The 22,481-nt window shown below is 63.9% G+C and carries 16 protein-coding genes and 10 pseudogenes; 11 read left to right on the top strand and 15 right to left on the bottom strand.

All coding sequences use genetic code 11. The features are described from left to right. Positions 1-149 precede the first annotated feature (149 nt). A complete protein-coding gene (locus ACIQMR_RS36895) occupies positions 150-620 on the top strand; it encodes a hypothetical protein (RefSeq protein WP_401397164.1) in 471 nt (156 codons plus the stop codon). A gap of 11 nt (positions 621-631) precedes the next feature. On the opposite strand, the gene ACIQMR_RS36890 is transcribed toward ACIQMR_RS36895, so the two are convergent. Both ACIQMR_RS36890 and ACIQMR_RS36885 read right to left on the bottom strand, forming a co-directional pair. After that, positions 632-1,174, bottom strand: a complete 543-nt coding sequence (locus tag ACIQMR_RS36890; protein ID WP_401397161.1) for an IS3 family transposase — start codon at positions 1,172-1,174, stop codon at positions 632-634. A 186-nt stretch (positions 1,175-1,360) separates the two neighbouring features. Further along, positions 1,361-1,726, bottom strand: coding sequence for a transposase (locus tag ACIQMR_RS36885; protein WP_401397158.1), 366 nt, complete (start codon positions 1,724-1,726; stop codon positions 1,361-1,363). A gap of 1,314 nt (positions 1,727-3,040) precedes the next feature. On the opposite strand from ACIQMR_RS36885, the gene ACIQMR_RS36880 reads away from it, so the two are divergent. Then, entirely contained in the window at positions 3,041-3,667 is a 627-nt protein-coding gene (locus ACIQMR_RS36880; protein ID WP_401397155.1) for a L,D-transpeptidase family protein, read from the top strand. 698 nt (positions 3,668-4,365) lie between these two features. On the opposite strand, the pseudogene ACIQMR_RS36875 reads toward ACIQMR_RS36880, so the two are convergent. From ACIQMR_RS36875 to ACIQMR_RS36865, 3 genes and pseudogenes are all read right to left on the bottom strand, one after another. Then, positions 4,366-4,611, bottom strand: a pseudogene (locus tag ACIQMR_RS36875) (transposase); the annotation flags it as partial. 454 nt (positions 4,612-5,065) lie between these two features. Next, on the bottom strand, positions 5,066-5,686 hold the full coding sequence (locus ACIQMR_RS36870) for an IS630 family transposase (protein ID WP_401397152.1): 621 nt from the start codon (positions 5,684-5,686) through the stop codon (positions 5,066-5,068). Next, positions 5,626-6,141, bottom strand: coding sequence for a winged helix-turn-helix domain-containing protein (locus ACIQMR_RS36865; protein WP_401397149.1), 516 nt, complete (start codon positions 6,139-6,141; stop codon positions 5,626-5,628). Before ACIQMR_RS36865 ends, ACIQMR_RS36870 begins: the two co-directional genes overlap by 61 nt. Before the next feature lie 1,075 nt (positions 6,142-7,216). Between ACIQMR_RS36865 and ACIQMR_RS36860 the strand changes: the two genes are divergently transcribed. Next, a complete protein-coding gene (locus ACIQMR_RS36860; RefSeq protein WP_401397146.1) occupies positions 7,217-7,552 on the top strand; it encodes an Lsr2 family protein in 336 nt (111 codons plus the stop codon). Between the two features lie 4 nt (positions 7,553-7,556). Here the strand turns inward: ACIQMR_RS36860 and ACIQMR_RS36855 are convergent. Continuing rightward, positions 7,557-8,176 (bottom strand): annotated as a pseudogene (locus ACIQMR_RS36855) (IS5 family transposase); the annotation flags it as partial. A gap of 59 nt (positions 8,177-8,235) precedes the next feature. Here ACIQMR_RS36855 and ACIQMR_RS36850 point away from each other — a divergent pair. Next, positions 8,236-8,976, top strand: a pseudogene (locus ACIQMR_RS36850) (IS701 family transposase); the annotation flags it as partial. Positions 8,977-9,030: 54 nt separating this feature from the next. Further along, a pseudogene (locus ACIQMR_RS36845) lies at positions 9,031-9,138 on the top strand (IS5/IS1182 family transposase); the annotation flags it as partial. Positions 9,139-9,365: 227 nt separating this feature from the next. Here ACIQMR_RS36845 and ACIQMR_RS36840 read toward each other — a convergent pair. The 9 genes and pseudogenes from ACIQMR_RS36840 to istA form a co-directional block, all read right to left on the bottom strand. Continuing rightward, a pseudogene (locus tag ACIQMR_RS36840) lies at positions 9,366-9,547 on the bottom strand (transposase); the annotation flags it as partial. Between the two features lie 58 nt (positions 9,548-9,605). Further along, a pseudogene (locus ACIQMR_RS36835) lies at positions 9,606-9,857 on the bottom strand (transposase family protein); the annotation flags it as partial. A gap of 76 nt (positions 9,858-9,933) precedes the next feature. Then, on the bottom strand, positions 9,934-10,782 hold the full coding sequence (locus ACIQMR_RS36830) for a trypsin-like serine peptidase (RefSeq protein ID WP_401397143.1): 849 nt from the start codon (positions 10,780-10,782) through the stop codon (positions 9,934-9,936). 196 nt (positions 10,783-10,978) lie between these two features. After that, positions 10,979-11,487: pseudogene (locus ACIQMR_RS36825) on the bottom strand (transposase); the annotation flags it as partial. After that, positions 11,473-11,751: pseudogene (locus ACIQMR_RS36820) on the bottom strand (transposase family protein); the annotation flags it as partial. The pseudogenes ACIQMR_RS36820 and ACIQMR_RS36825, both read right to left, overlap by 15 nt. Positions 11,752-11,800: 49 nt before the next feature. After that, positions 11,801-12,010 carry a hypothetical protein gene (locus ACIQMR_RS36815; RefSeq protein WP_401397140.1) on the bottom strand — a complete coding sequence of 70 codons (210 nt, stop codon included), beginning with the start codon at positions 12,008-12,010 and terminating at the stop codon, positions 11,801-11,803. Between the two features lie 151 nt (positions 12,011-12,161). Beyond that, the gene (locus tag ACIQMR_RS36810; protein ID WP_401397174.1) at positions 12,162-12,593 is read right to left on the bottom strand and encodes a transposase family protein; all 432 of its coding nucleotides are present in this window, start codon (positions 12,591-12,593) and stop codon (positions 12,162-12,164) included. 5 nt (positions 12,594-12,598) lie between these two features. Continuing rightward, on the bottom strand, positions 12,599-13,330 hold the full coding sequence (locus ACIQMR_RS36805) for a transposase (RefSeq protein ID WP_401397137.1): 732 nt from the start codon (positions 13,328-13,330) through the stop codon (positions 12,599-12,601). A gap of 70 nt (positions 13,331-13,400) precedes the next feature. Then, a pseudogene (gene istA, locus ACIQMR_RS36800) lies at positions 13,401-14,492 on the bottom strand (IS21 family transposase); the annotation flags it as partial. 119 nt (positions 14,493-14,611) lie between these two features. Here istA and ACIQMR_RS36795 point away from each other — a divergent pair. From ACIQMR_RS36795 to ACIQMR_RS36770, 6 genes and pseudogenes are all read left to right on the top strand, one after another. Continuing rightward, a pseudogene (locus ACIQMR_RS36795) lies at positions 14,612-15,297 on the top strand (transposase family protein); the annotation flags it as partial. A 504-nt stretch (positions 15,298-15,801) separates the two neighbouring features. Then, positions 15,802-17,037: a hypothetical protein gene (locus ACIQMR_RS36790; protein WP_401397134.1), complete on the top strand. Its 1,236-nt coding sequence runs from the start codon at positions 15,802-15,804 to the stop codon at positions 17,035-17,037. Continuing rightward, entirely contained in the window at positions 17,034-18,323 is a 1,290-nt protein-coding gene (locus tag ACIQMR_RS36785) for a hypothetical protein (RefSeq protein ID WP_401397131.1), read from the top strand. The genes ACIQMR_RS36790 and ACIQMR_RS36785 overlap by 4 nt, the downstream gene beginning before the upstream one ends. Before the next feature lie 698 nt (positions 18,324-19,021). Then, on the top strand, positions 19,022-21,472 hold the full coding sequence (locus tag ACIQMR_RS36780; protein WP_401397128.1) for a DnaB-like helicase C-terminal domain-containing protein: 2,451 nt from the start codon (positions 19,022-19,024) through the stop codon (positions 21,470-21,472). After that, complete coding sequence (locus ACIQMR_RS36775; RefSeq protein ID WP_401397125.1) at positions 21,472-22,053, top strand: hypothetical protein; 582 nt, start codon at positions 21,472-21,474, stop codon at positions 22,051-22,053. Before ACIQMR_RS36780 ends, ACIQMR_RS36775 begins: the two co-directional genes overlap by 1 nt. Before the next feature lie 225 nt (positions 22,054-22,278). Beyond that, a partial coding sequence (locus tag ACIQMR_RS36770) for a DUF2637 domain-containing protein (protein ID WP_401397122.1) occupies positions 22,279-22,481 on the top strand: 203 nt, incomplete at its 3' end.

Here is a 22,481-nt window from a genome sequence, read left to right as displayed (position 1 = left end):
GTTTTCAGGGCAGCCAAAGGATTGACATATCGCAGAAGCTCAGGAGGAATTGCGTGTCACGTTTTAGGTCGACGCTTACGGCGCTCCTCGCGCTCGGAATTCTCAGCTCTGGAGCCGCGCCAGCACTTGCAGAAGATGGTGAATTGACTATGTATTACTACTATGAATATGAGGAACGCGTTAATGAAGTGGTCACGAAACGAGGAATGACTGAAGATTTCGTACCGCCGAAAGGAGCCTTCTCTGGCGTATGGTTCAGCGGAGGCATCAATGCTCGCGCAGCGCTCGACGGCAGTGGTAGCAGTTGGAGCAGTCTAGCTGCGCCCGAGGGCTTCCAGAACTTCTTCTACGCTGAAGTCGAGATGGGGACTGGCGGCAATCAGCTTGACTTTAACCTGCTTCCAGGTTCGTGTCCGGTCGCCGTGGATGTCGACGGCGAGCTCAATGGACCCGTTGGAGAGAGACGAACTCCAACACGCACGATTTCTACGAGTCATGGTACCTGGCACAGGTTCAATTACGATGAACCTCTCACTTCTATCAGGGTACGGTGCACCACGGACAAGACCCCATTGAAGATCAGTGATCTCAACGTGACCGGTAACGGAATGTGGAGCTGAGGAGCTTCGACTCAAACCGGGTCCGGTGCATGCATCTCTGCTTGAGCGTGAGGTCCTTCCCGAGCCTGAACCGGTGCAGAATGGCGACGATGGTGCCGGCGCCGTGGTAGCCCGGTACGCGATGACCGGGTGCCGAGCACTGGACCAGGCCGGGCCAGCTGGTGTGCCGGAGCGGTCGCGTCGCCATAGGTCGAGGGCGTCGAAGACGAGTCCGCGACCAACGCGACGTAGACGATCCCCAACCAGGTGGCAACATAGGTGGGGTCCGCGACCCACCTCTCGTTCGGCTGAGGCTCGGTGAAGTCACGTTGCAGCAGGTCAGCCGCCCACTGATACTTGTCGTCGCGGATGGTGGCGCGGATCTTCCTGCCGCATCGAGCGCCCTCCAGGCCCAGGTCGCGCATCAGCCGGGCGACCGTGTAGCGGGCCACGGCTACGCCCTCGCGGCAGCTGTCGCTACACCTTCTAGACCCGTAGACGCTCAAATTACCGACGTGGACGCGGCCGATCTGCGTCTTCAACTCGGCGTCGGTCAGCCGTAGCGGACGTCCCATGGCCGCGTTCCTGCCAGGGGGCCATCGATCTCCACGTAGAAGCTGTCGCGAGGGTCTTGAGGTTTATCGTCACACATATATCAACGAGGCCCTTGCTTCATGCGCTAAAGACTTCGGCCTTACTCGCCTAATGAGCTCGTGAGCGGTAGACGGTGAGGCGTCGAAGACCTCGGCGGGGCTCGGTGCTCACGTCTGCCGTGCCGGGATCAGGTCTGCGGTCTGCTGATGGGAGAGCAGTCCGGCGACGGCCTGGGCGATATCGCTCATGTGCTCGCGGCGACCGAAGCGGCGGGTCAGTGCCCGCCAGTTCTTCAGGTGGGCGATGCCATGCTCGACCCGGATGCGTCGCGAGGAGCGTACCTTACGCTGACGTTCGTAGATCTCCTCGTACCAGTCCGGAGCATTCTTTTTGAACTTGCCATGTGGTCGTGCTCGCGGGCGCCCCCGACCTGCTGTGCACCGCCGGCTCGGCGACGGGCGGCTGACCGTCACCACACGTCCACCGGTCTGCGCCCCCAGACCCTGGTAGCCGGAATCCGCAAGGATCTCCACCGCGGGACCGTCGGGCAAGTGCCTGAACAGCCTGACTGACGAGCATGCGTGATGTCCGCGCAGCCACCAGCCTTGGTCGGGCTGCAGAACAGCATTCTGCCAGCCTCGTCCGTGACCACCATGGCCTTGACGGCGTTCCGCTTGTTCTTGCCGGAGATGAACTTGTCCCGCTCCTTGCCCCAAATGCTCCACGACTGCGGCGAGAGTCTGGACACGCTCTCCGGGACCGACGAGGCACGCATCCTCGTTCGGCGAGCAGTGGCGGACCTCGCTGATGGCCCGGTGAGTATGGAGCGGTCCACGCCGAACCAGCAGGACAGTCCGTGGCGGAGATGAACGAGCGTGGCGAGCAGCCGGTCAACGAACACCAGCCCAGTGCTTTGCACCGGCGCCCACAGCCAGGACACAAGCCTCGCCTGGGTACTGTTCCCGCCACAACGAGCCAATCTCCGCGACAAGTTCAGCGATCACTACAGCCGACAGACCGGTAAACTTTGAGGTCACTGACGATCGCTGCACGAGTCGCGTACCCCACCACATGGTCATGATCGACGATCAAAAGCTCGACGTCTCACCGTCTGCCGTGCACGAGCTCGTTAGGGCCTCTCTGGTTGAGACTGTGGCTCACCCTTCGGCTTGTGGGGCTTGGCGCCCTGCTTCACTCCTGGAAAGTCGAACCGTCAACTGGCTGGATTATGAACGTACCGACTGCCGTGTCTATGTGGATGCCTCAGCATTTCGCAGCATCTGAACTAGGTGCCTCTTACTCATAGAAACTGGCGTCTGCCCGGTAACGATCCTACGGCGGTGGGTGAATGATGCAGCCCTGGCTAGTGAGCTGGCCTTGGTTCGTGGATCACCGCGCCAACTCGTCCTGGGTGCAACATTGTTGTGCGCCGCATGGTAGTCAGCTGTGATCTCGTGATGCCTGATCGCCTAGCCCCGTTTCTTGACTGTTATCTGTGGCAGGCAGAATTGTGCAACCGAGCAGGACGGATGTCTGTCTCTCCAAGCACATTTCCAGGCACAGAGGGACAAGTGGTGATCATGCCAAGAAGGAATGTTGGTACCAGAGCATCTGCCGCGGGGGTCGCGGTAGTCATAGCGGCGGTTACGGCCGGGTGCACGGCGGAGGCCGCAACCCGTGTGCCGATCCCGAGGGGCACGCATAGTACGGCGCTGGCGTCTATCCCGTCGACCGTCTCCACTCCGTCCTCACCGCCCATCTCGTCCTCAGTACCCGTCCCATCCTCACCGTCCGCCGGGTCCTCAAAGGAGTCAGCGCCGTCGGCCGAGAAGTCCACACTCAGGATCATGATGGCGCCTGGCGCTACGGGTGAGCGAGTACGCGAACTGCAGGCCCGGCTGAGACAGATCGGTTGGTTCGACGCAAGGCCATCAGGGACCTACGGCCCCCTCACCGCCAAGGCAGTGAGGGGATTTCAGAGCAAGCGCGGCCTTGTGGCAACCGGCAGCACTGACACCGTGACCTGGCAGCGGTTGCTCGGCATGACGATGACGCCCACGCGCGACGAGCTCGCTGGCGAGTATGCCAGTCGGGCCAAGGCAAAGCTCCACGAACGCTGCATGACGGGCCGCGTGATGTGCGTCAGTAAGACCAGCAGGACCCTGTCGTGGCTGATCGACGGCAAGGTGCAGCTGACGATGGACGTGCGCTTCGGGTCCCAGTACACCCCGACGCGTGAAGGCGTTTTCAACGTGGGCTGGAAGTCCCGTGACCACATTTCGACGATCTACCACACGCCCATGCCGTACGCGATGTTCTTCAGCGGTGGACAGGCAGTCCACTACTCGTCCGACTTCGCGTCACGCGGCTACAACGGGTCCTCGCACGGCTGCGTCAACGTCAGGGACAAGGCAGCGATCTCCGCCCTTTTCGATCAAGTGCGGGCAGGCGACAAGGTTGTTGTCTATTGGTGAGAGCCTTTGAAGAGGACGGGGTCATGTGTCGGTGAAGGCAGCCACTTTGGACCGTTCTGTATCTCTGAACGAGATCGGTCCAATTTTTGACGGCAAGCTCTCGCGCCAGGTCGTCAGAGCCTGCCTCCACAGGCCTTGAAGCAGCTCGGCTGCCCGGGCCTGGGGTCCGGGCGGTATCCGTTGCGGGGTGTGGGACTGGAAAGTGGGCGGCGGCGCTCCGCACGCGGCGATATGCCCCTGCGCCCCGGTACACCACACGCTGACTCGGCGGCGAATCCGTCGGGCTTCCTTCTATCCCGTGCCGGAATGGAGTGCGCGGGGGGTAGTCCCCGGTGACGGGACGCAGTACGGCCGGGGCCGCCCGTACGCGCTCTCGCGTTCGGAAGTTCTTGGCCGCGTTGGTCGGGGGTTCGTCTTCGTCTGCGTGGGCCTGTGCTGCCTGTGCTCCTCGCGTTCTTGTGCCGCAGGCCCGGCCCTGGTCCGCGCTGTTGCTCATGGGCACAGGGGCACCCTCCCCGGGGCGACGTCGTGGCGCCCCGGGCGGTTCTTCCGTCCGTCGGGACGACTGGTGGCGGTCGATGCAGGAGGGGCCAGTGGTCTGCCGCGGCCGTGCCGCCCGGCCTGCCCGGCGCCCGAACCAATAACGAGTTGGTGCGTGAAAGCGGGTGGGGCGTGTTTGGCCAGGTCGTGGCATGTTCTCAGGCGTTGGTGGTGCGGTCGGAGGCGAGGCCGGCGATGGCGCGGTGGGTGTCGGGCAGGCGGTCGCGGCGGTGGGTCCAGCGCAGTAGTTGTTTCCAGCGTTTGTGGTCGGCGAGGGCGTGTACGACGGTGATCCGGTCGGAGGAGTGCATGTGGCGGTCGCGTTCCCACTGCTGGACTATGCCGGGCAGTGCTCCGGGCCGGGGTTTTCTGGGCGGTGTGATTGCTTGCCCGCGGTGGTCGCGGCGCCAGCTTGTCTGGTGGGAGACTCCGCGTGCCGTGATGCGGGCAGGGGGACGGCCTCGCCTTCCCGCCTGCCCGGGACAACGACCACAGTAGCCCGGGGTTGCACGAACCTCTCGACTCAAGGGCGCCCGAAGACCTTTACTTCTGTCCCCGTCGAGAGCGTGGATCCGCTGCACGCTGCCGTTGCTACAGCACTCCAGCATCCACGCGCGACCGTGAACTCTCAGCCCCGACGCAGAAACCTTAGGACGCGACGTACGAGCAGGACGAGGCGAGAGGTATGCAGTCCAGCGCGCAGAAAGCTCCGGCGGGGTGCAGCGAGCGGGTAGTCCGCGGCCACGACGGTTGACACAACCTGGCCTGGGCGGAGTACCTCATCAAGGAGGGACGGCAGCCACGGCAGCGAACTGTCCCAGTTCCTTGCCGCTGAGGTTGAAAGGGTGGGGTGACAGGCTATGGAGGCTCCAGACTGAGTCCGGTCTCGGCTATGAAGCCGTCGAGGATCTCGGGTCGGCGTTGGATGCCGCGCAAGCGGTTCTTCACGAGTGGCGTAAGGTCGTCGATCGCCCGGGGCGCGAGGTTGGCCAGGGACTTCTTCAGGTGGGCCCACACGCCTTCGACCGGGTTGAGGTCGGGTGCGTAGGGCGGGAGCCTGACGATGGTGAGCCAGTCACTGTTGCGTTCGCAGAACTCCCGTAAGGGCTTGGCGTGGTGGGTGCTTGCGTTGTCCCACACCACGATCAGCGGATCACCGTCGAGCTGCCGCCGGGCAGAGGTCAGCAGGTCCGCGAACTCGCGGGCCCGGAAGCCCTTCTTCTCGCCCGTGCGGCCTCGGTATGTCTGCGTCCGGTAGATCAGCTTCGTCTCACGGCCCGGTCTGACGCAGACCATCCCGGCCATCAGGACCCAGCCCGACCCCTTCCCGGTCACCTTGACCAGCGGAGTCCGTCCGCGCCGGGACCAGGTCCGGCCCTTTCCGGGCTTCAGGTCCTGGCCGGCCTCATCCTCGAAGACTATCCACGCGCCCAGGAGCTGGGCCGTCCTCTTACCCGTGACCACTGCTCCGTCCGCCACGCGGCGACGGCCTGCTCATCCCGCTCGACCGCCCGGTGCGCGGGGACCTGCGGTGACCAGCCCAGCCGGTGCAGCAGATAAGACACCCCTCGCGGGGTGTACCGGTAGCCGAACAGGCGGTGGATCAGCTCCGCCACTCTGGCAAGGGTCCACCGCTGATCCTCCATCCAGCCGTGCGCGGCCGGGCCGGCCTCCAACTCGACCTGCAGGCGTTCTGCCTGGCCGTCGCTGAGCTGACACGGAAAGCCGCCGGCCCCCTTGGACTCCAGAGCCGTTCTGCCACCCTGGCGCCAGGCGGCGTGCCAGACGTACGCCGACTTCCGCGACACCCGTAACCTGCGGGCCGCCTCCGGCGGGCGCACCCCCTGCTCGAACATCTCCGCGGCCTCGAAACGTACCGCCTCGCGCTTCGCCCGCCCCACAGCGGTCAGACCACCGCCATCCGCGTACCTCATGACGAGGATGTAGCACCGCCAACGCCCGCTGTCACCCCACCCTTTCAACCTCAGCGTCCGCTCCATGACCAGACGAGGTAGCAGGGCCATCAGTCCTTCCATGCAGAGGCGAGCTACACCGTGTGGGACGAGCACCTGCAACGGCACACGCCAGAGCCGACAGCGGAGCAGATGAGTCAGCATCTCGCTGATAGTGGCACCATCGGCAAGCCGTACTCGGTTGAAAGGATTGACGAAATGGTCGGCGGTTTTAGCCGTCGACGCGCCCTATCGGCCAGGGTGGGGAGGCGCCCACCGGCTTCTGAACCGGGTGAGCATTTGGAAGCACTCAGCGTATTCTGGAGCCACCGATTTTCACGGTCAGCTCAGCACCGAGTGTCATCCAGTACCGGCGGCCTCGGCCGCCGATCGAGATGGTGTTCAACTCGAGTCCACCCAGCCCGAGCGTTTAGTCACCGCCTACCGGGCTGCCTGCCCTGGAAAGCGCCGCCGGGTGTAGATAGGCAGGTGGAATTGTGACAGCCCCCTGGTGCTCATTGAACACAGTACCCCCGCAAGCAGCCGTGTGGGCGCGCGATGTACCGCACAGTACAGCAGTACTGGCCCCCTTAACGCGACCAGTTTTGCCGAAGGTCCCCGTCTGCGCCCTACAGTGATCACCCGAGCGCGACCTCCGGTCCTGAAGAGGCTCTGCAATCCTTCGCCTCGAGGAATCCCTAGCTGCAGGATCTGCCCGCAGGCCGGGGCTCGCGGGTCTGTCCCACACTTCGGCGGATGTTTCGAGCGTGCGCTTCTCGGCACAGAGGCTACTGCGGCTAGCGGCGGACGACGACCTCTTCCGACAGGCAAGCGAGGGGTGTGGGATCTTGCTGTGTTGACCAGTAGCCAGCCTTGTCGCCCTCATCTCCACCGGAGGTTGTGACGTTCGCCATCGGGAGAAGCCGGTCGATGCCAACGCGCAGAGCCACGTATTACGTAGCTCCGTATGCACAGCCCCTTCTTGCCTCATGACGCGTCGCACAAAATTCCCGTCTTTAGGGTTTCAGCGTGCCTCTCCTGGTGTACCATCCAGGACATGGCGCAAAGACACGTAACTATTTTCATCGATGACTTGACCGGCGAAGAGACCGCCGAGGGCGCAACGCACACCTTTATGCTCAACGGTGTTGAGTACGAGATCGACCTGTCCCCGGACAGTTACGACCAGATGCTCGAAGCCTTCAGCCCCTACTTGAAGTCGGGACGAAAGGTCGGAAAAGTGCGACGCAAGACTAAAACAGTTCACCGGAGCGAAGGCCCTTCGACAGCCGAGGTTCGCAGGTGGGCAAAGGCTAACGGGCACGACGTGAATGAACGCGGCCGAATCCCGGCGGATGTTCGTGAAGCATACGAATCATCCCTATCGGCTTGATCCAGCCCTCAACCCGGCTTTGACGTAGCGGCGATCCACTCCTCGATAGGGTTGCGATGCCTCGGTCTCCACGGCCATGACCCCGCAGGTAGCGGGAGATAAGAGGTCGTCTTGGCCTGCCGAGTCCACTTCGAGGGATCCGGATTCCGGCCATGACTGCCTCGAAGGCCGGCGCGTCACCGGCCTGGCCGCGGTGACATGGATGGACAGAGGCCGTGCCCGGCTGTCACTGGCCAAGTGGACCTTCGTGCTCAACCCACCGCGAGAGCGTCCGAGCGCATGATCCTCTGGCTCGCCCGACCGGGCGCCCCCTTTCCTGGTTCCGGCCGAATGCTGGTGAGCCCGGCATACGGTGGAGTCCACCGAGACTGTCCAGCCCACGTCGTCCCCAGCATCCGCCACTGCAAGGACAGCCGCGAGGATCCGTTCCCATGCGCCGTCCATGGCCCACCTGATCAGGCGTTTGTGCGCGGTCTGAAGGGGCCCGAGCTCCTCTGGCAGATCGCGCCAGGGCAAGCAGGTACGGTACTTCCACGCGATGGCTTCCAGGGTTCGGCGATGGTTGGCCCACCGTCGTCCACGGACCGGATCGGGCGGCATCAGCGGCTCGATCCGGTCCCGCATCGCATCAGTGATCACTAACCGGACAGACGTATCCGATCAACTGACCCCACGCATCGTGCCCACTGTCCTGGCGGCTGTTCCTGCCCAGGAGCTGGGACACGCCAGAAGCGGCCGGCCGCCGGGAACGCTGCCGCATACCTGCCGAGGAGCATCACCGCCCGAAGTGGCAGCTGGCGCTGGAGATGCTCGACGATCTGGCCGGCAACGGGCTGCGGCCGGCGGTGCTGGTCGCGGACACCGGATACGGCGCCAACGCCGACTTCGGCCATGGCCTGGAAGACCGCTCTGTGGCCTATGTCCTGCAGGCCAAGGCCGAGATGACCGCCCATGATGAGGCTGCCGAACCCCACCAGCCCGCCTGCAGCGGCCTCGGGCCCAGGCCCCTTCCGCGCTACCGCACCCGCCCGGTCTCCTTACGGGACCACGTCATGGCCGCGGGACGGCACCATGGACGCACCCTGACCTGGCGCAGGGGTTCCAAAGCCGCGATGAGCTCGCGCTTCGTGCTGTTGCGGGTCCGCCTCGCAGGGCGGCGGCCCAAACCCGCCACCGACGGCACCATCCCGCTGACCTGGCTCATCGCCCAGTGGCCCGAAGGCCAGGACGAGCCGGTCAAGTACTGGATATCCAACCTGCCCGCCGACCTCCCCACCCGCGACCTCGTCCGCATCGCGAAACTGCGCTGGCGCATCGAGCACGACTACCGCGAGCTGAAGACCACCCTCGGACTCGACCACTTCGAAGGCCGCTCGTTCACCGGCTGGCACCGGCACGTCACCCTCGTCACCGCCGCCCACCTGTTCCTGACCGAACAGCGGACCTGCCCCTTGGTGACCGTGGGGTGGGCCGACGCCCGGACGGCATCGACCATGGCGTACGTCTTGCTCGACGGCACCCTGCTTGCGATCGACCGGATCGCCGCCGACCAGTCCTTCTATTCCGAACCGCGCAAATCTGGCGGCCGATGGCCCGCAAGCAAGCGACAGCGACAAGGAGTTCGCACGGAGTCTCGATCGCGACCGGATTGGGGCCTCGGCGGGTGTCACCGTGCCGGGTCAACCATCAGAGCGTGGAAGTCGGCGCTGATGCGCAGCTCCACCGGGCTCCGTGCTGGCCGATCAGGGCTATGTCGTGGTGCCCTTCCGTCCCAGTCGATGCCGCAGCAGAGCGAACTCAAAACACCCTGCACTTCGTATAGGCGGCCCCAGACACCGGCTCTGGACCAGATCTGGAACCGGCGATGAGCATCGATTTCGATATCCCCAAGCAGGGCGGCAGGGACCTCCAGGCGCAGCCGCTGATCAGCACATAGACGATGGCCGCGAACAGCGTCTCATCAGGCGTGTCCTGTGTTCCGCCGCCCTGCTGCCGTGATCGTTCGTTGATCCGTGCATGACGATCCGGTTGAGCGGCTTGTGCCGGACGAGCTGAGGGTCCCGTCGATGTAGCGCCATGCCGTCGTCTCGGACCTCCCGAACCCGGTGCCGAACTGCTGGTACGTCTCATTCCTGCGTAGGTGCGTCAGGGTGAGCAGAGCCTGCTCAAAGCAGCCCAACTTTCGCCACAGCGTGGCCCGCTCACACCTTCGGGCATAGATCAGCCAAGCGACGTGCACAATGAGCTCGTATGGGATATGGAACCAACAGAGCCCCTTGATGCCGGTGTCGAGTGGGATCAACACCGAAACGACGAGGGGCTCTGCCATGCCACACTTGCCGTGACCTGCACTTTTCATCCTCAGAGAGGATGAAAGAGGTTCACTCAGATGCCTCCTCGAAGGCATCTTGTGCCCCTTCGCCAAGGAGAGTGCCTACCTTAAAATCTGAGCCAGTGCCGGAATGTACGCCAATGAGGCGCCAGGAGCCATCACTTACCTGGGTGATCCAGGCGCCGCCCGAGGCTCCGTCGTTAATGTCGGTGCAGTTGGTATCCTCGTCTCTAACGGCTCCGTACTCTTCGTTCTCCACCTCATCGCCGTCCGCATTCCTGACGACTACCGCGTCACTAATAGAACAGCCCTCGAGGTCCATATCGCTTGTGGTGCCTTCAAATTCGTCGCCAGTGTACCCAAGTACTTCCACCTCGCCATCAAATGTTTCTTCGTTGAGATTAAAGACGGGGAGGGTCGGCTCAATAACATCACCGGGCGCCTGGTCATCCTCGTTATTCCTGAGGCGTATGAAGGCGTAGTCACGATCATCCGCTCCCGGATCTTTCGAATAGACAGCCTTCTCCCCCTGCCAGCCTCCGTAAGGGTCGCTGGCCTCATCATGCGCCGGATAGAACCACATGTCGGTAACGTCTCCCTCGTAGCAGTGCGCCGCCGTGGCCACCACATTCTCCGAGACGAGGGTTGCTGAACAGTAGCCAGTCCCCTCATCAGTCCTGAGGTATCCCACCGACTGATGCAGACTTCGAGGGCTTTGTAGATCTTCCATATCGGCGTGAGCTGGGCTGACAGTGATTCCGATCGAACCGAGGATCGCCGTCACCATGATTGCCGCCCTCACCCTGCCCTTGCGTTTGCGCGAAATACTCTCAGGCCTGGGCGTAATCGTTGCGAAGAATGGTCCAGCTTCACCTCGTGAAACAGTATGCTCGTTCATAAGCGTTCACCTTCCAGGTTTCATGGCCAAAGAAAGGCGTCACTCCTGGCGCGAAGTGGCCACTGCATGAAATCCTTCGCGAACTGTAAGTGCATGAGCAATTTCCACTTAGAATTCCTAACAAAGGCGTTGGACGTGTCGGCGGGTGATGAAGCAGGTCGCGACGCCGAGGAAGACACCTCACGACCCCAAGCCGTCAGGCTGCAGCGGCCAAGGCGGTTGGGAATGCGGTGTTCTCATCGAACAGTTGGCGTCGGTGGAGGCAGTGGAACGTCTGCCCGAGCATGCGGTTGAAGAGGTTGCGCTGCGCGGCAGCATGCCAGTCCCCGTGCTCGTCGCGGCGGCGACGGTAGTGGGCCATGGCTCCGGGCGAGGCCCGGAGAGCTGAGAAGGCCCAGAGGTAGCCGGCATGGTTGAGGCGGTCGTTCTTGACCCAGCGGCGCGTGATGCTGGACTTCTTGCCTGAGGCTCGGGTGATGAGAGAAGAGCCGGCGTATGCCTTCAGGCCGCGAGCGTCGGCGAAACGGCCGTGGTCGTCCCCGAACTCGGCGAGCAGCCGGGTGCCGAGCGCTGGACGCCGAGGCCGGGAAAGCTCAGGATGATCTCAGTGTCTGGATGCTGCGGGAAGGATTCCTCCACGGCCTGGGCGAGGTCGTCGGTGGCAGTACAGGCGGCCTGGAGCTGGACCAGGAGGGCGAGCATCGGCCCGAGGTGGTCGATGATCCGGTCCGCCGCCGACTTGGACACCCCGAACAGAGGGGCGAGCTGCCGCATCGTCAGGTTCGTGCGCCAGTACGCCGCGACCAGCAGGGCCCGGTCCTCCAGCGGAAGGCTCCACGGCCGGCCCTTGCGGACCGCATCCGCACCCTCGCGCCGAAGCACGGTCACCAGCTTCCCGAACTGCCGCGGGCTCAGCCCGGTGAACGGGGCTATCCATGACGGTTCCGACGCCGTGATCACGCGAGGCATCGCATGATCATCGCACCTGCGGTCGGCAGCCTCGGAGACTGGCCTGGCCTCAGAACTCGAACCACAGGTCGATGTCCGGGTGGACCCGTTCGCGCAGACAACTTGAGTGTGAGTAGGCCTGCTGCCGCACGGCACCGCCTCGTACCGGGTCAACCGCACCGAGCCTGAGCTCGGTCGCTGCCCCGTCCTGGTCGAGATCGATGACCTGATAGCAAAAGCAGCAGGTGGGCTTGGGGTTGGGGTTGGGGTTGGGGTTCAACAGTGCCCTCTCATGCTCCGAGACAACAGCGCCCGGCCGCAGCCGACCCACAGACCCTGCGTCGAACCAGGACGCCGATAACGGGACAGCCATTACGAGCTCGTGCTTGGTTGGCGGTAGCGCGTCGAGGGCTATGGATTCGCCGCTGTGTTCACGTTCGCGCACTGCTGTTCTTGGTGGCGGTCTGCTGGTGGGACAGCAGTGCGGCGACGGCCTGGATGATGTCGCTCATGTGCTCGCGTCGGCCGTGGTGGCGGGCGAGGGCCCGCCAGTTCTTGAGATGGCCGATGCCGTGCTCGACCCGGATGCGTCGTGAGGAGTGGGCCTTGCGCTGACGCTCGTGTATCTCCTCGTACCACTCGGGTGGGTTCTTCGTGAACTTACGGTGGGGCGGCGTGATCACGCGTCCGCCGGTCTGAGCGCCCAGTCCCTGGTAGCCGGCATCGGCCAGGATCTCCATGGCCGGTCCGTTGGCCAGGAGCTTGACCAGGCCCAACTTGCGCGCGTGGGTGATGTCCGCGCAGCTGGCGGGCTCGGCCGGGCTGCAGAACAGCAGCCGCCCCTCGGCGTCCGTGACGACCATCGACTTCACGGCGTTCTGCTTGTTTTCCCGGAGATGAACTTGTCCCGGTCCTTGCGCCCAGCGGCCGGCCGCCGGACACGGACCTCGGTGCCGTCGATGATCCCGGTCTGCCCGTCGGCGCCAAGATGGTCGATGACTTCGGCGAGCGTGCGTAGCCGAAGGCCGGGTGCGACGACACAGCGCCGCTCGGCGAGCAGGGGCCGCACTTCACCGATCGCACGCGTAATCGTGGAGCGGTCGACCCCGAACCAGCAGGCCAGCACATCGTGCGTCGTACCGCGACGGAGGCTGACCAGCGTGGCCAACAGGCGGTCGATGAAAACGAGCTTGTGCCTCGCCCCGGCGCCCACGGCCCTGCGGCGGGGCCGTGCAGTCAGGCCGGCTTGGTGCCGCGCAAGCCACAACGGCCCGACCTCAGCGACGAGTTCAGCGAACACCTCGGGTGTCAGCCCGGTGATCCGCTGGCTTCGGATGACCGAGGCGGCTTTGAGGATCACGTTGGCTCGCCGCAACTCGGCTATCTCCTTGCGGAGTTGCGTGAGTTCGGTCCGCTCGGCGGTGGTCAGCAGGTCGGGCCAGCTGCCCTGGTCGGCCTCGGCCTGGCGGACCCAGCCCCGCAGTGCTTCCTTGTGGATGTCGAGGTCTCGGGCCACGTGGGCGACCGGTCGACCGGAGGTCTGGACTTCGCGGACAGCCCGCTCACGCAGCTCGTCCGGGTACTTCCTTGGTGCAGGCATCGGACCTGTGTTCTCCCATCTGCCGAGGCGATCATGCCTGGCTTCAGGGCCGCTACAAAATCCAGTTCAGCTCACAGACAGTGGAATGAAGCGTGATCTGGGACTTCGTGGCTCTGACTTCCACCAGCTGGCGCGGGCGGACTTTGCGGGCTGGCACTGAGTAGAGGTTCGCGTCGAAGGCGACCAGGCAGTCCTTGCCGACGTAGCGAAGGTGCCGCTGCGTGACCACGTAAGGCGTCCCCGGCAACGGCCGCAGGGCCGTGTGGTCGCGGATCGCGCGGTACCCGATCACCTCGCCGTGGGTGCCGTGGGACTTCGCCCGGCGCAACGGCACCCAGGCGTTGAAAGCGGAATCCAGTTCCTCGATGGAGGAGAAGGACCGTCCGGCCAGGACATGGGCGCGCACGATCAGGACTTGCCGCTCGACGCGGCCTTTCCCGGTGGGGCGGTAGGCGTCCAGCACGTCGATGTCGAAGTCGTAGTGCCCGGAGAACCCGACCGCCTTCGGGTGCAGCGGAACGGCCTCGCCCGGTGCCACGTGGCGACGGACGACGGTCTTGGTGCGGTCGTAGACAATCGACATTGGCACCCCGCCGAAGTGGGCGAACGCCTGCCGGTGGCAGTCGAACAAGGTGGCCAGGTCCTGGCTGGTGGCGAAGCAGCAGAACGGATCCCGCGAGTAGGACAAGGTCATGTGGAACGAGTAGACCTTCGGGATTCCGACGTGGGCGAGGATCTGCCCTTCGTCTCCCCAGTCGACCTGGGCCTGAGCGCCGGGAACGACCTCGAACCTGCGGTGCAAGCCGGCCAGCTCGCCCGGGCTGATGCCCAGTTCCTCCGCGATCCGCGGTCGGGCCTCCTGCATGTAGAGCTTGACCCGCTGGTAGGTGCCGGTGAAGCCGTACTCGGCTACCAGCTGCTCGTGAACCACAGCCCCCTTGATCAGGATCTCGGACCGCAGCATCGCATCGATCAGAGGCGCGACCTCGTCCACCTTCCGCCGACGGCCATGTCCGGGCGCAGCCCGACGAGGCGGGGCAGCCGGGCCCTCAGAGGACAGGTACTTCCGGACCGTGCGGCGGTTGAGCCCAGTCTCCTTCGCTATCTCCGACAGACTCATCGCCCCGGACTCGAACAGCCCGCGGAAGCGTCGAAGCTCCATCCATCGTTGCGGGTCCAAGACCACGATCAGCCGCCCTCCGCCACCCTTCACAGGCCGGCAGCAGACTGCCCACGATCAGTCCTCGGTACATCAGCAAGTGGGCACGTTCACATGTACGCCGACACGCTCTGCCGCAGGCGGTGCTGGGGCTGCTGTTCGGTGTCGACCGCTCGACCATCACCCGTGCGATCGCAGAGATACGTACGCTCCTGGCCGGGCGGGGGTGCGCGGTCCCCGACCACCCTGGCCTGCGGTTACGGACTATGGCCGACGTGTTCGCGCCCAGGCCGAAGGCATCGAGCTGCGGCTGGATGCCACCGGGATCCAGGTCCGCCGGCCATCGGCCGGCCGCGGCGGACGGCGCGCATTCCTCTCCGGCAAGAAGAAACAGAACACCATGAAGGCCACCGTGATTGCCGACTGGCGGGGCCGCACGTTATGGACCGATGCCCTGCGGCCTGGTCGCATGCACGATGCCACGGCCGCCCGCAACGAGGGCATCGCCATCTGCTTCCAGCACTTCCCCGACGCCGAGGTCCTCCTGGACGACGGCTACCTCGGCCTGAGCCGCGACCACCGCGGGCAAGCGATCACACCACCCAGAAAACCCCGGCCCGGAGCACTGCCCGGCAGAGTCCAGCAGTGAGAACACGACCGCCACGGACACTCATCCGACCGCATCACCGTCGAACACGCCCTCGCCGACCACAAACGCTGGAAGCAACTGACACGCTGGACCCACCGCCTGCCCGACACCTACCGCGCCATCGCCGGCCTCGTCTCCGACCGCACCATCAACGCCTGAGAGCAGGCCACGACCAGGCCAGACACGCCTCACCCGCAATCAGTCTGGAGCTGGCGGCCAGCGGGGCCTCATTGCAGGGCATCGAGGAACGTAGCGGGAGCCAGTAGCCGACTGCGGCAAGGGTGCCACGTCCGCCGTCCGGCGAATTCATGGGTGGGGGAGAGAAGGCCGGGGACCTGCCGGACACCCAGGGGTGTACGAGGAAACCCGGGAAAGGGCAGCCAGGCAGGGTTGTATCGCGAGCCTGGAGACCGCGCCTGGAACCCTGGCCTGGTTGGCTGCCCGAGAGAGGTACCCGCCAGTGCCCAAGGATGAGCAGTAAGTACCCAGCTAAACCTCTTCCCGGAACGGTTATTGAGGTGCAAAATTCCAGGCACTCAACTACGGGGACATCCTCTGTGTGCTCCTTCGGCTGATGAGCCGCTTCCTGGTCATCGAGGTGATCATTACGCGCCGCTGGATGGCTACCCCCGCTCCCGTCCAATCCCTAGATTAGGACATCCCATGCTAATGAGAAAAAGAATAATCGTAGCAGCGATCACTACGGCGATCACCGCGAGCGCTTTCGGCTTCGCACCGCAGGCTGCGGCGGCTCCGGGGTGGCACTACCAAGATGGTGAATGGACCTGGGTCTACGAGACCAAGGAAGCCGCTGCAGCGGATCAAGCCGTATGGCTGGATTGGTGCACTATGCACGACTGCAAGGTAAAGATGGAGCCCACCGGGGAGCCATATTACGTTGAATCCGAGAAGGTGGTGGAAAGAGATAAGCCCAACTGCACTAATAGCAACGCCGAATATTGGTTCACGACTTCGAAAGCTGTCGGCGACGCATTGATTGAGTCACTCTCCGAAGAATTCAAGAAATCTGTAACCAACGAGGAGTCATGGCAGCTGAATGGAGAGTTCGGCGGAGACTTCTCGCTGAGTAAGCTCTTTTCCGTAAGGTCTAGCCATAAAGCATCAGGTCATGAATCAGAGACGACGACGGACGCGTGGGCGCATCAGACGGGTCGCTCCTTCAGCAACGCGACGTCGCATACCGAGGGGGCCCGGAGAATCGAGACGGTCCTACCGGGCCAAATCGGAGTGATTAGCTACACACCTAAGCTGCAGGACTACACCGTCCACATCTACGGCCCTGAGGCATATGAGTCAGCCGCGGATCCTAATGCTGACGCGTCCAGCGAGCCAGTTGGGGACGGGCGTATCTACTACCGAGAAGAAAGAGACATGAAGAGCTTCCCTTACGATCTAGGTGGGGAGGGCTTCAATAAGCGCGAAGTGACGATTCCCCAGCCAGCGGCCGAGTCGATACCGGGATGGTCGCTGCGAGCAACAGACATCCCCGTTAATGATATCCCCGAACTGTGCGAACTGCGTGACTATGCTCCGGGCTTGGTGACAGACGAAAACGGCCGGATCACGCTCTCCGATAATGTGAAACCATGGAAGTACTTCCGGGTCAAGTATATGGGAGAGAGTGGATGCTCTGCGGAAACTAGAGTTGAGGTGGGCTCCCTGAGAGATAGCGGCAGCATACTATGGAAGTCGCCAGCCGAAGCAAGTGGTGCGCTTAATCCGGGACAGACCAGTAACGTGGTCCAGTTCACTGATGGGTACACCGCACCGGGGCAAAGCGGCCAGCACATCAGAGTTTCCTGCGGAGGCACCCCCCGCAGTGATGTGGCCGTGGACATTTACGCATCTCAATGGGTAGATAATGACGAAGACGAATGAAAGCGTCAATTCTGCAAATCAACATGGATAGGGATCAAATCATGCGAACGAGGCGTAGGAATAGAATTATCGCGGCAATGGGGATCGCCATGAGCGTCACGGTGGGAAGCATCGCACTCGCCTCCCCGGCTGCTGCGGACTGGGGATGGGTGCAGATTCATGATGATGGGGAGTGGCAGTGGATATATCAAACCAAGGATGAAGCCGCGAAAGATCAGGAGTCCTGGTTGAGATGGTGCGAGACGCGCGCCTGCAACAAAATATTTGAAGCTATTGATGAACCGTATGACGACGAATCAAATGAGGTAACCGAGGAGACCGCGCCCAATTGCAACCGGGCCAAAACCACTATCACTCACAATGTAGGGAATACCGCTTCTGAGACATTGCTGAAGAGTATGAGTGACACCCTATCGCACAGCTACGGCGAGGGTAAGAAATTCGTCTACGAAAAAGATCAAGGCCTCACTATTTTTGGCATCAAGCTAGGGGGAAGCCTCGAGTTCTCCTGGGGGAGTAGTTGGGAGGAGGTAGTCACCAGGCAGACCGGAAAAGATATCCGGAGCGATACGGTATTCACTGAAGATGCCCTTAAGACGATGGATGTCATGCCGGGGCAGGTAGGAAAAGTAACATACACGCCCAAGCTGCAGAACTACTATCTGAATATTTATGGCCCTCATGATGTCGCGTATGAATCATCTAGTGTCCACTCCGGCGGGCGAGCGTACTATCTAGACCGGCAGCATACGAAGACATTCAAGTTCGACCTCGGGCCTGGCAATCAATGGTCACGTTTGAGGATACCGTTTCCCAGTACTGACCCGGCGGAGTGGAATCTGCGGGGCTCGGACATGGAACCGGATGAAGTTATTGAGAAATGCGGGCTTACCAATGAGGCGGAAGGTGAGGGGGTTACGAATTCCGAGGGCGTACTCGACGTGGGGGATAACACGAAGGAGTGGAAGTACTTCAGATTCAGGTATCCCGAGGGGAGTGGCTGCTCCGGCAACACCGCGATCAAAGTGGGGCAAGAGCGTGCCCCTAGTGATATCTGGAGAGGGCTTCCGCAGGTCCTGTCGCCCATCGGTGGTGGGGTTAGTAGCCGCCCAGCCCTGGTCTCCTCCCTGGAGACTCTCGAAGACAATGACCACGAACCACAGTTCACCGACCAAGGACTGGAGGGGCGGTACATCGCGGTCGAGTGTGACGGTGAGCCTCGCAGCGGTGTGTCGTTGGAGGTATACAGCGTTCCTTGGCAGGATTCTGCTCTCACTGAGGACTGAAAGCAGGGCTACTCCGAGCAGATCAACCCACGAGAGGCCCCTCCTTCAGCCCGCATACGCGGGTGCCGCCAAGCAGCGACACGCTCCTTCAGCAACAGTCATCGGGTCATGCCGGGTGCTTTCAGCCCCGGCATGACCCGATGCCGTTCGGTGGCCACGATCAGTCTCGTAGGCGGTGCGTGCGACAGGGAGGCTGCCCGACGTGGGGCCAGCGGCCTCAGCCCCGACCTCGCCGAGACCCTGCGCCCGGAACGCCAAGAGCCGAGGCGGGTGCGTATTCTCGGCGTCGACGAGTTCACCCTGCTCAAGGGACACACCTACGCCACGCTGCTGGTTCTCCGCCACGGGCATCGTGAGCCATCCCTTCCGACAGGGCGCACGCGATGCCGGAAACAGCGTAATCGCGCGGCGCCCTGGCGCAGAGCGTCTAGTTGAGGGGCTTGGAGGTGGCCGGAGGCGCATCGATGGCCTCCTGTTGCGGGAATTCGGTCCCAGAACCTGGGCTGGAGGGTGCCGGTCTCCACCAGTCCGCCCTCTTGGGTCACGCAGAAGCCCACGCCGAGGACTTCATGAAATGAGTGAGTTATGCGGGGAAGCGTTGTGGTCTTCTCAGAGTGGTGAGTGGACTCGGATATGGTGGTGGGTAGTTGAGTGGATGAGAAGGGTGAGTGAGTCAGGTGCGTCAGTCAGAGGACGCTATGAGCGCGACCGCAGCCCGGAACGCCTTGTACGCCCTGGTGAAGAGCGCGGAGGAGGAAGGCCGCACGACACGGATTCATAAGCGGCAGGATCATGCCCTGCTGGCACCACTCGATTGCCTGCCTGCAGCCCGGAAGCCGGACAGTCTTCCTTCCCACTCTCTGAGCGCCGCGCAAGGGAAGTTCGGTGACCTCGTCACACTGGCGGCCAAGGGACAGCCGCAGGTACTTCTGCGGAACGTCACTCCGGTCGCGGTACTGCTGCCCGTCGACGCCGCCTCCGGTGCCCTCTGCGCTGACATGGCCGCGCACACCGGCGCGTCCCTCGAAGGCGGTGCGGTGAACGGCCAAGGCAGTACGAGCCGCGACAGCGCGCCCCGCAGGCTTGCCACGCTGAGCGACGCGATCGGTGCCGTGCTCACCTCGGGCACGGCCGGAGGCCCCACGTTCGGACTGCCCAGTCTGGACGCCGCGACGGGCGGACTGCAGCCGGGCCGACTGATGCTCGTTGCAGCCGCTCCGAACGTCGGCGGAAGCCTGCTAGGACTCGCCGCCGCACGGCAGACCGCGCTCATCAACAACGGCAAAGTTCTCTACGCGGCATCGGGCCCGAACCGGGACGACATCTTCCGCCGGATCATCTCCGCGGAGACCGGCGGAGACTATCCCCGCCTCAAGCAAGGCCGCCTTACCGCCCACGAGCAGCAGGTTGCCCACCAGCTGGCCCACGCGCCGCTACTCATCGACGACGGCACCGACTTGACCGCTGAAGCCATCGCAGAGACCGCTCCGCTCGTCCAGGACCTGGCCCTCGTGGTCGTCGATCGGCTCCAGGCCGCCCACAATGCCCGCCTGCCGCTGTCCGGCAACCGTCTCCCGGAGGCCTCCCAGACCCTGGCAGGCCTGGCTCGCACCCTGAAGGTCCCGGTGCTCGCCATCGTGGACAGCGACAATCCCACGCTCCTGGGTCTTCTGGACGCCGACATCCAGGTGGCCCTAGTACCGTCCCCGGACCTGTCCCAAGTCCAGGTGACGGTCGCCGAGCGGGACTACGGCACCATCGGTTCGGCCTACCTGCGCCCCGACCTCCTCCACGCCCGCTTCACCGAAGCCCCCGCAAGCCGTGCGGCGGAGCTGGCGGAGGCGGCGCTCCCGTACACCTCCGGCGCCCAGCAAGGACTGCCCGCCGACGCCACCCGAGCCCTGGACGCTCTGCGCACTGCGGTGAAGGAGCGCAACGACTTGCGCGTGGAGAGCCTCGGGCCGTCTCTGGTCTCCGCTCTTCGGCCAGTGATGATCCTGCCGGACACCGTCGAGGGCCGTCGACTGGCCAATGCGCTCCGGGCCTACGACTCCGCCTTCCGAGATAGCTGCCCTGCGCTGTATGCCGACGGTACGGAAGCCGTTGACACCACCGAGCAGCCACCCCCCGCAGACCCTCCCGCCCTCGTGGAACAGCACACGGACACCGACCACATGCCGGACGGAGGCGGCGAGGCAGACACGTGGGTGCAGCCAGGAGAAGAGGAGGAGCCTGAGGGCACCGTGTTCCCCGCCCTTAACATCCTCAAGGACTGCATGGGACGGTCGACCTATCACCCGATCCCGGTGATCCGTAAGGAAGAGCGGGACAGCGAACCGTGGACGATCTTCCGCGAGGTCATGGACGGCGAGCCTCGCTGGGTTCACCCCGACATCACGGTCGAGAAGACCAAGGCGGGCAAGCGTGACCGGCTCATCGTGCCCGACAGTTTCGGCGCCGGCCTGCTGTGCACTATCGACCGCAACGGCTCCTACCCGTCAGCCTGCTCCGCGGTGCCGCTCGCACCCAACAAGCTCCTGCACACCGGCCCGCTGGACGAGGTCGGCAAAGACCGCGCCGGAGCCTTCCTGATCACCGTCCCTTCATGGAACCACCCGGACATGCCCCACCCCCTCGGCCGCATCGCCGAGCGCACCGACGAACACGGCCACGCCTGGGTAACCACCCCGCACATCCGTCATCTCCAGAAGCTCATCAAAAACGGCCTCATCACCGAGCCGCTCATCGTGCACGACTCCTGGACAGGCAAAGCCAACGAGTCCCTCTTCAAACCCTTCTACGAGAAGGCTCGCACCGTCCGGGCCGAGCTCGTGCATGCCGGCGGCGAGCCCTACACCGAGTACAAGCGACGCCTGTCCATCGCACTGCGCCTCCTGTGGCCCAAGGGCGAAAAGGTCAACTCGCCCTTCTGGCGGCCCGACTGGCGCATGGCGCTGGTCGCCGAGGCCTCCGTGCGCCACTGGAGCGTCGCCCACCGCGCCGTCCAGGCCGGACACATCCTCGTCGCCCTGCGCAACGTCGACGAGGCCGTGTTCTTCACCCCCGACGGCAACGCCCCCGACGCCTACAAGGTCGGAACCGGCTTCGGCGAGGTCAAAGTCAAGACAGACCCGGGAATTGCCCGCTGATGGCCACGGGGACCGGAGACTCCCTCGGACGGGCTCTCAACGAACTGCTCCGCGACTACGGCGCCCAGCCCCCGCGACGCCTGTCCACCTACCACGCGAAGCACTGGCACGCCCAGCTCAGCCAGCTCACCAGAACGCAACGAGGCTACGAGGCCCTCGAACGAGCCGGGCTCAGTGCCCGGCCCGAGACCCTGATCAAGTGGCTGTCCGATGCGGAGTACACCGTGCGCCGTGGATACCGCGAGGTCATTCACGCCGCATACGAGAGTGTGGCCATTGTCCCGGCGGACCCAATGCCGCAGCCTTTCAAGGACGGCCAGTTCGAGATCACCGGAGTGGTCAGGACCGGCGACGACGAACGCCTACGCGGTGGCGTCACCGGCAGCGGCCGAATCACCGCCCCGCTGCGGATCGACGGCCGAAGCGGCAACTGGGACGAGACCGAACGCAAATGGGCCGTGGGCGAACTCGATGACGACGCGTTCGAGGACGACTTCATCGACTACGTCATCATCGAGGACATCGGTGAAGGCACTGGCGGCTGGGACTTCCCCGGTACCTCCTACATCGTGACCGTCTAACACCCTGCCTCAGGACCGGGACTCTATGACGCGCTGAGGGCCTGAACGACGCAGTACAGGATTCAAACCCCTGGCAGGTCAATGCCTTACCAGGCCGGCCGAATCCTGGCCGGTCCCTGCTTATGGCAGGCTTTCATACCTCGTAATGGCCGGTGACCAGGTCGGTACACGTGAGAGTGTGGTGAGGGCACGGAAGTGACAGCAGATACGGGGGAGCAGAGCACCGTGGAATCACGGGAAGCCCAGCGTCGAGAGTCCGGTCGGTTACAGCGAGCTCTGATCGGCGTGGTGGTCGCCGGTGCGGTGATCATCGCCGCGATCGGTTTCGCCGGGTCGTACGCCGCTGTGCGCGAGCTCGCCGAGCAGAAGGGCTTCGGCGACTTCTCCCTGGTCTTCCCCATCGGCATCGACGCGGGCATCTGTGTGCT

Source organism: Streptomyces sp. NPDC091376 (assembly GCF_044757085.1).
In the GTDB taxonomy this organism is placed as follows: Bacteria; Actinomycetota; Actinomycetes; order Streptomycetales; family Streptomycetaceae; genus Streptomyces; species Streptomyces pratisoli.
The sequence above is the reverse complement of the archived record's forward strand: the minus strand, read 5'-3'. Positions and strand labels throughout refer to the sequence as shown.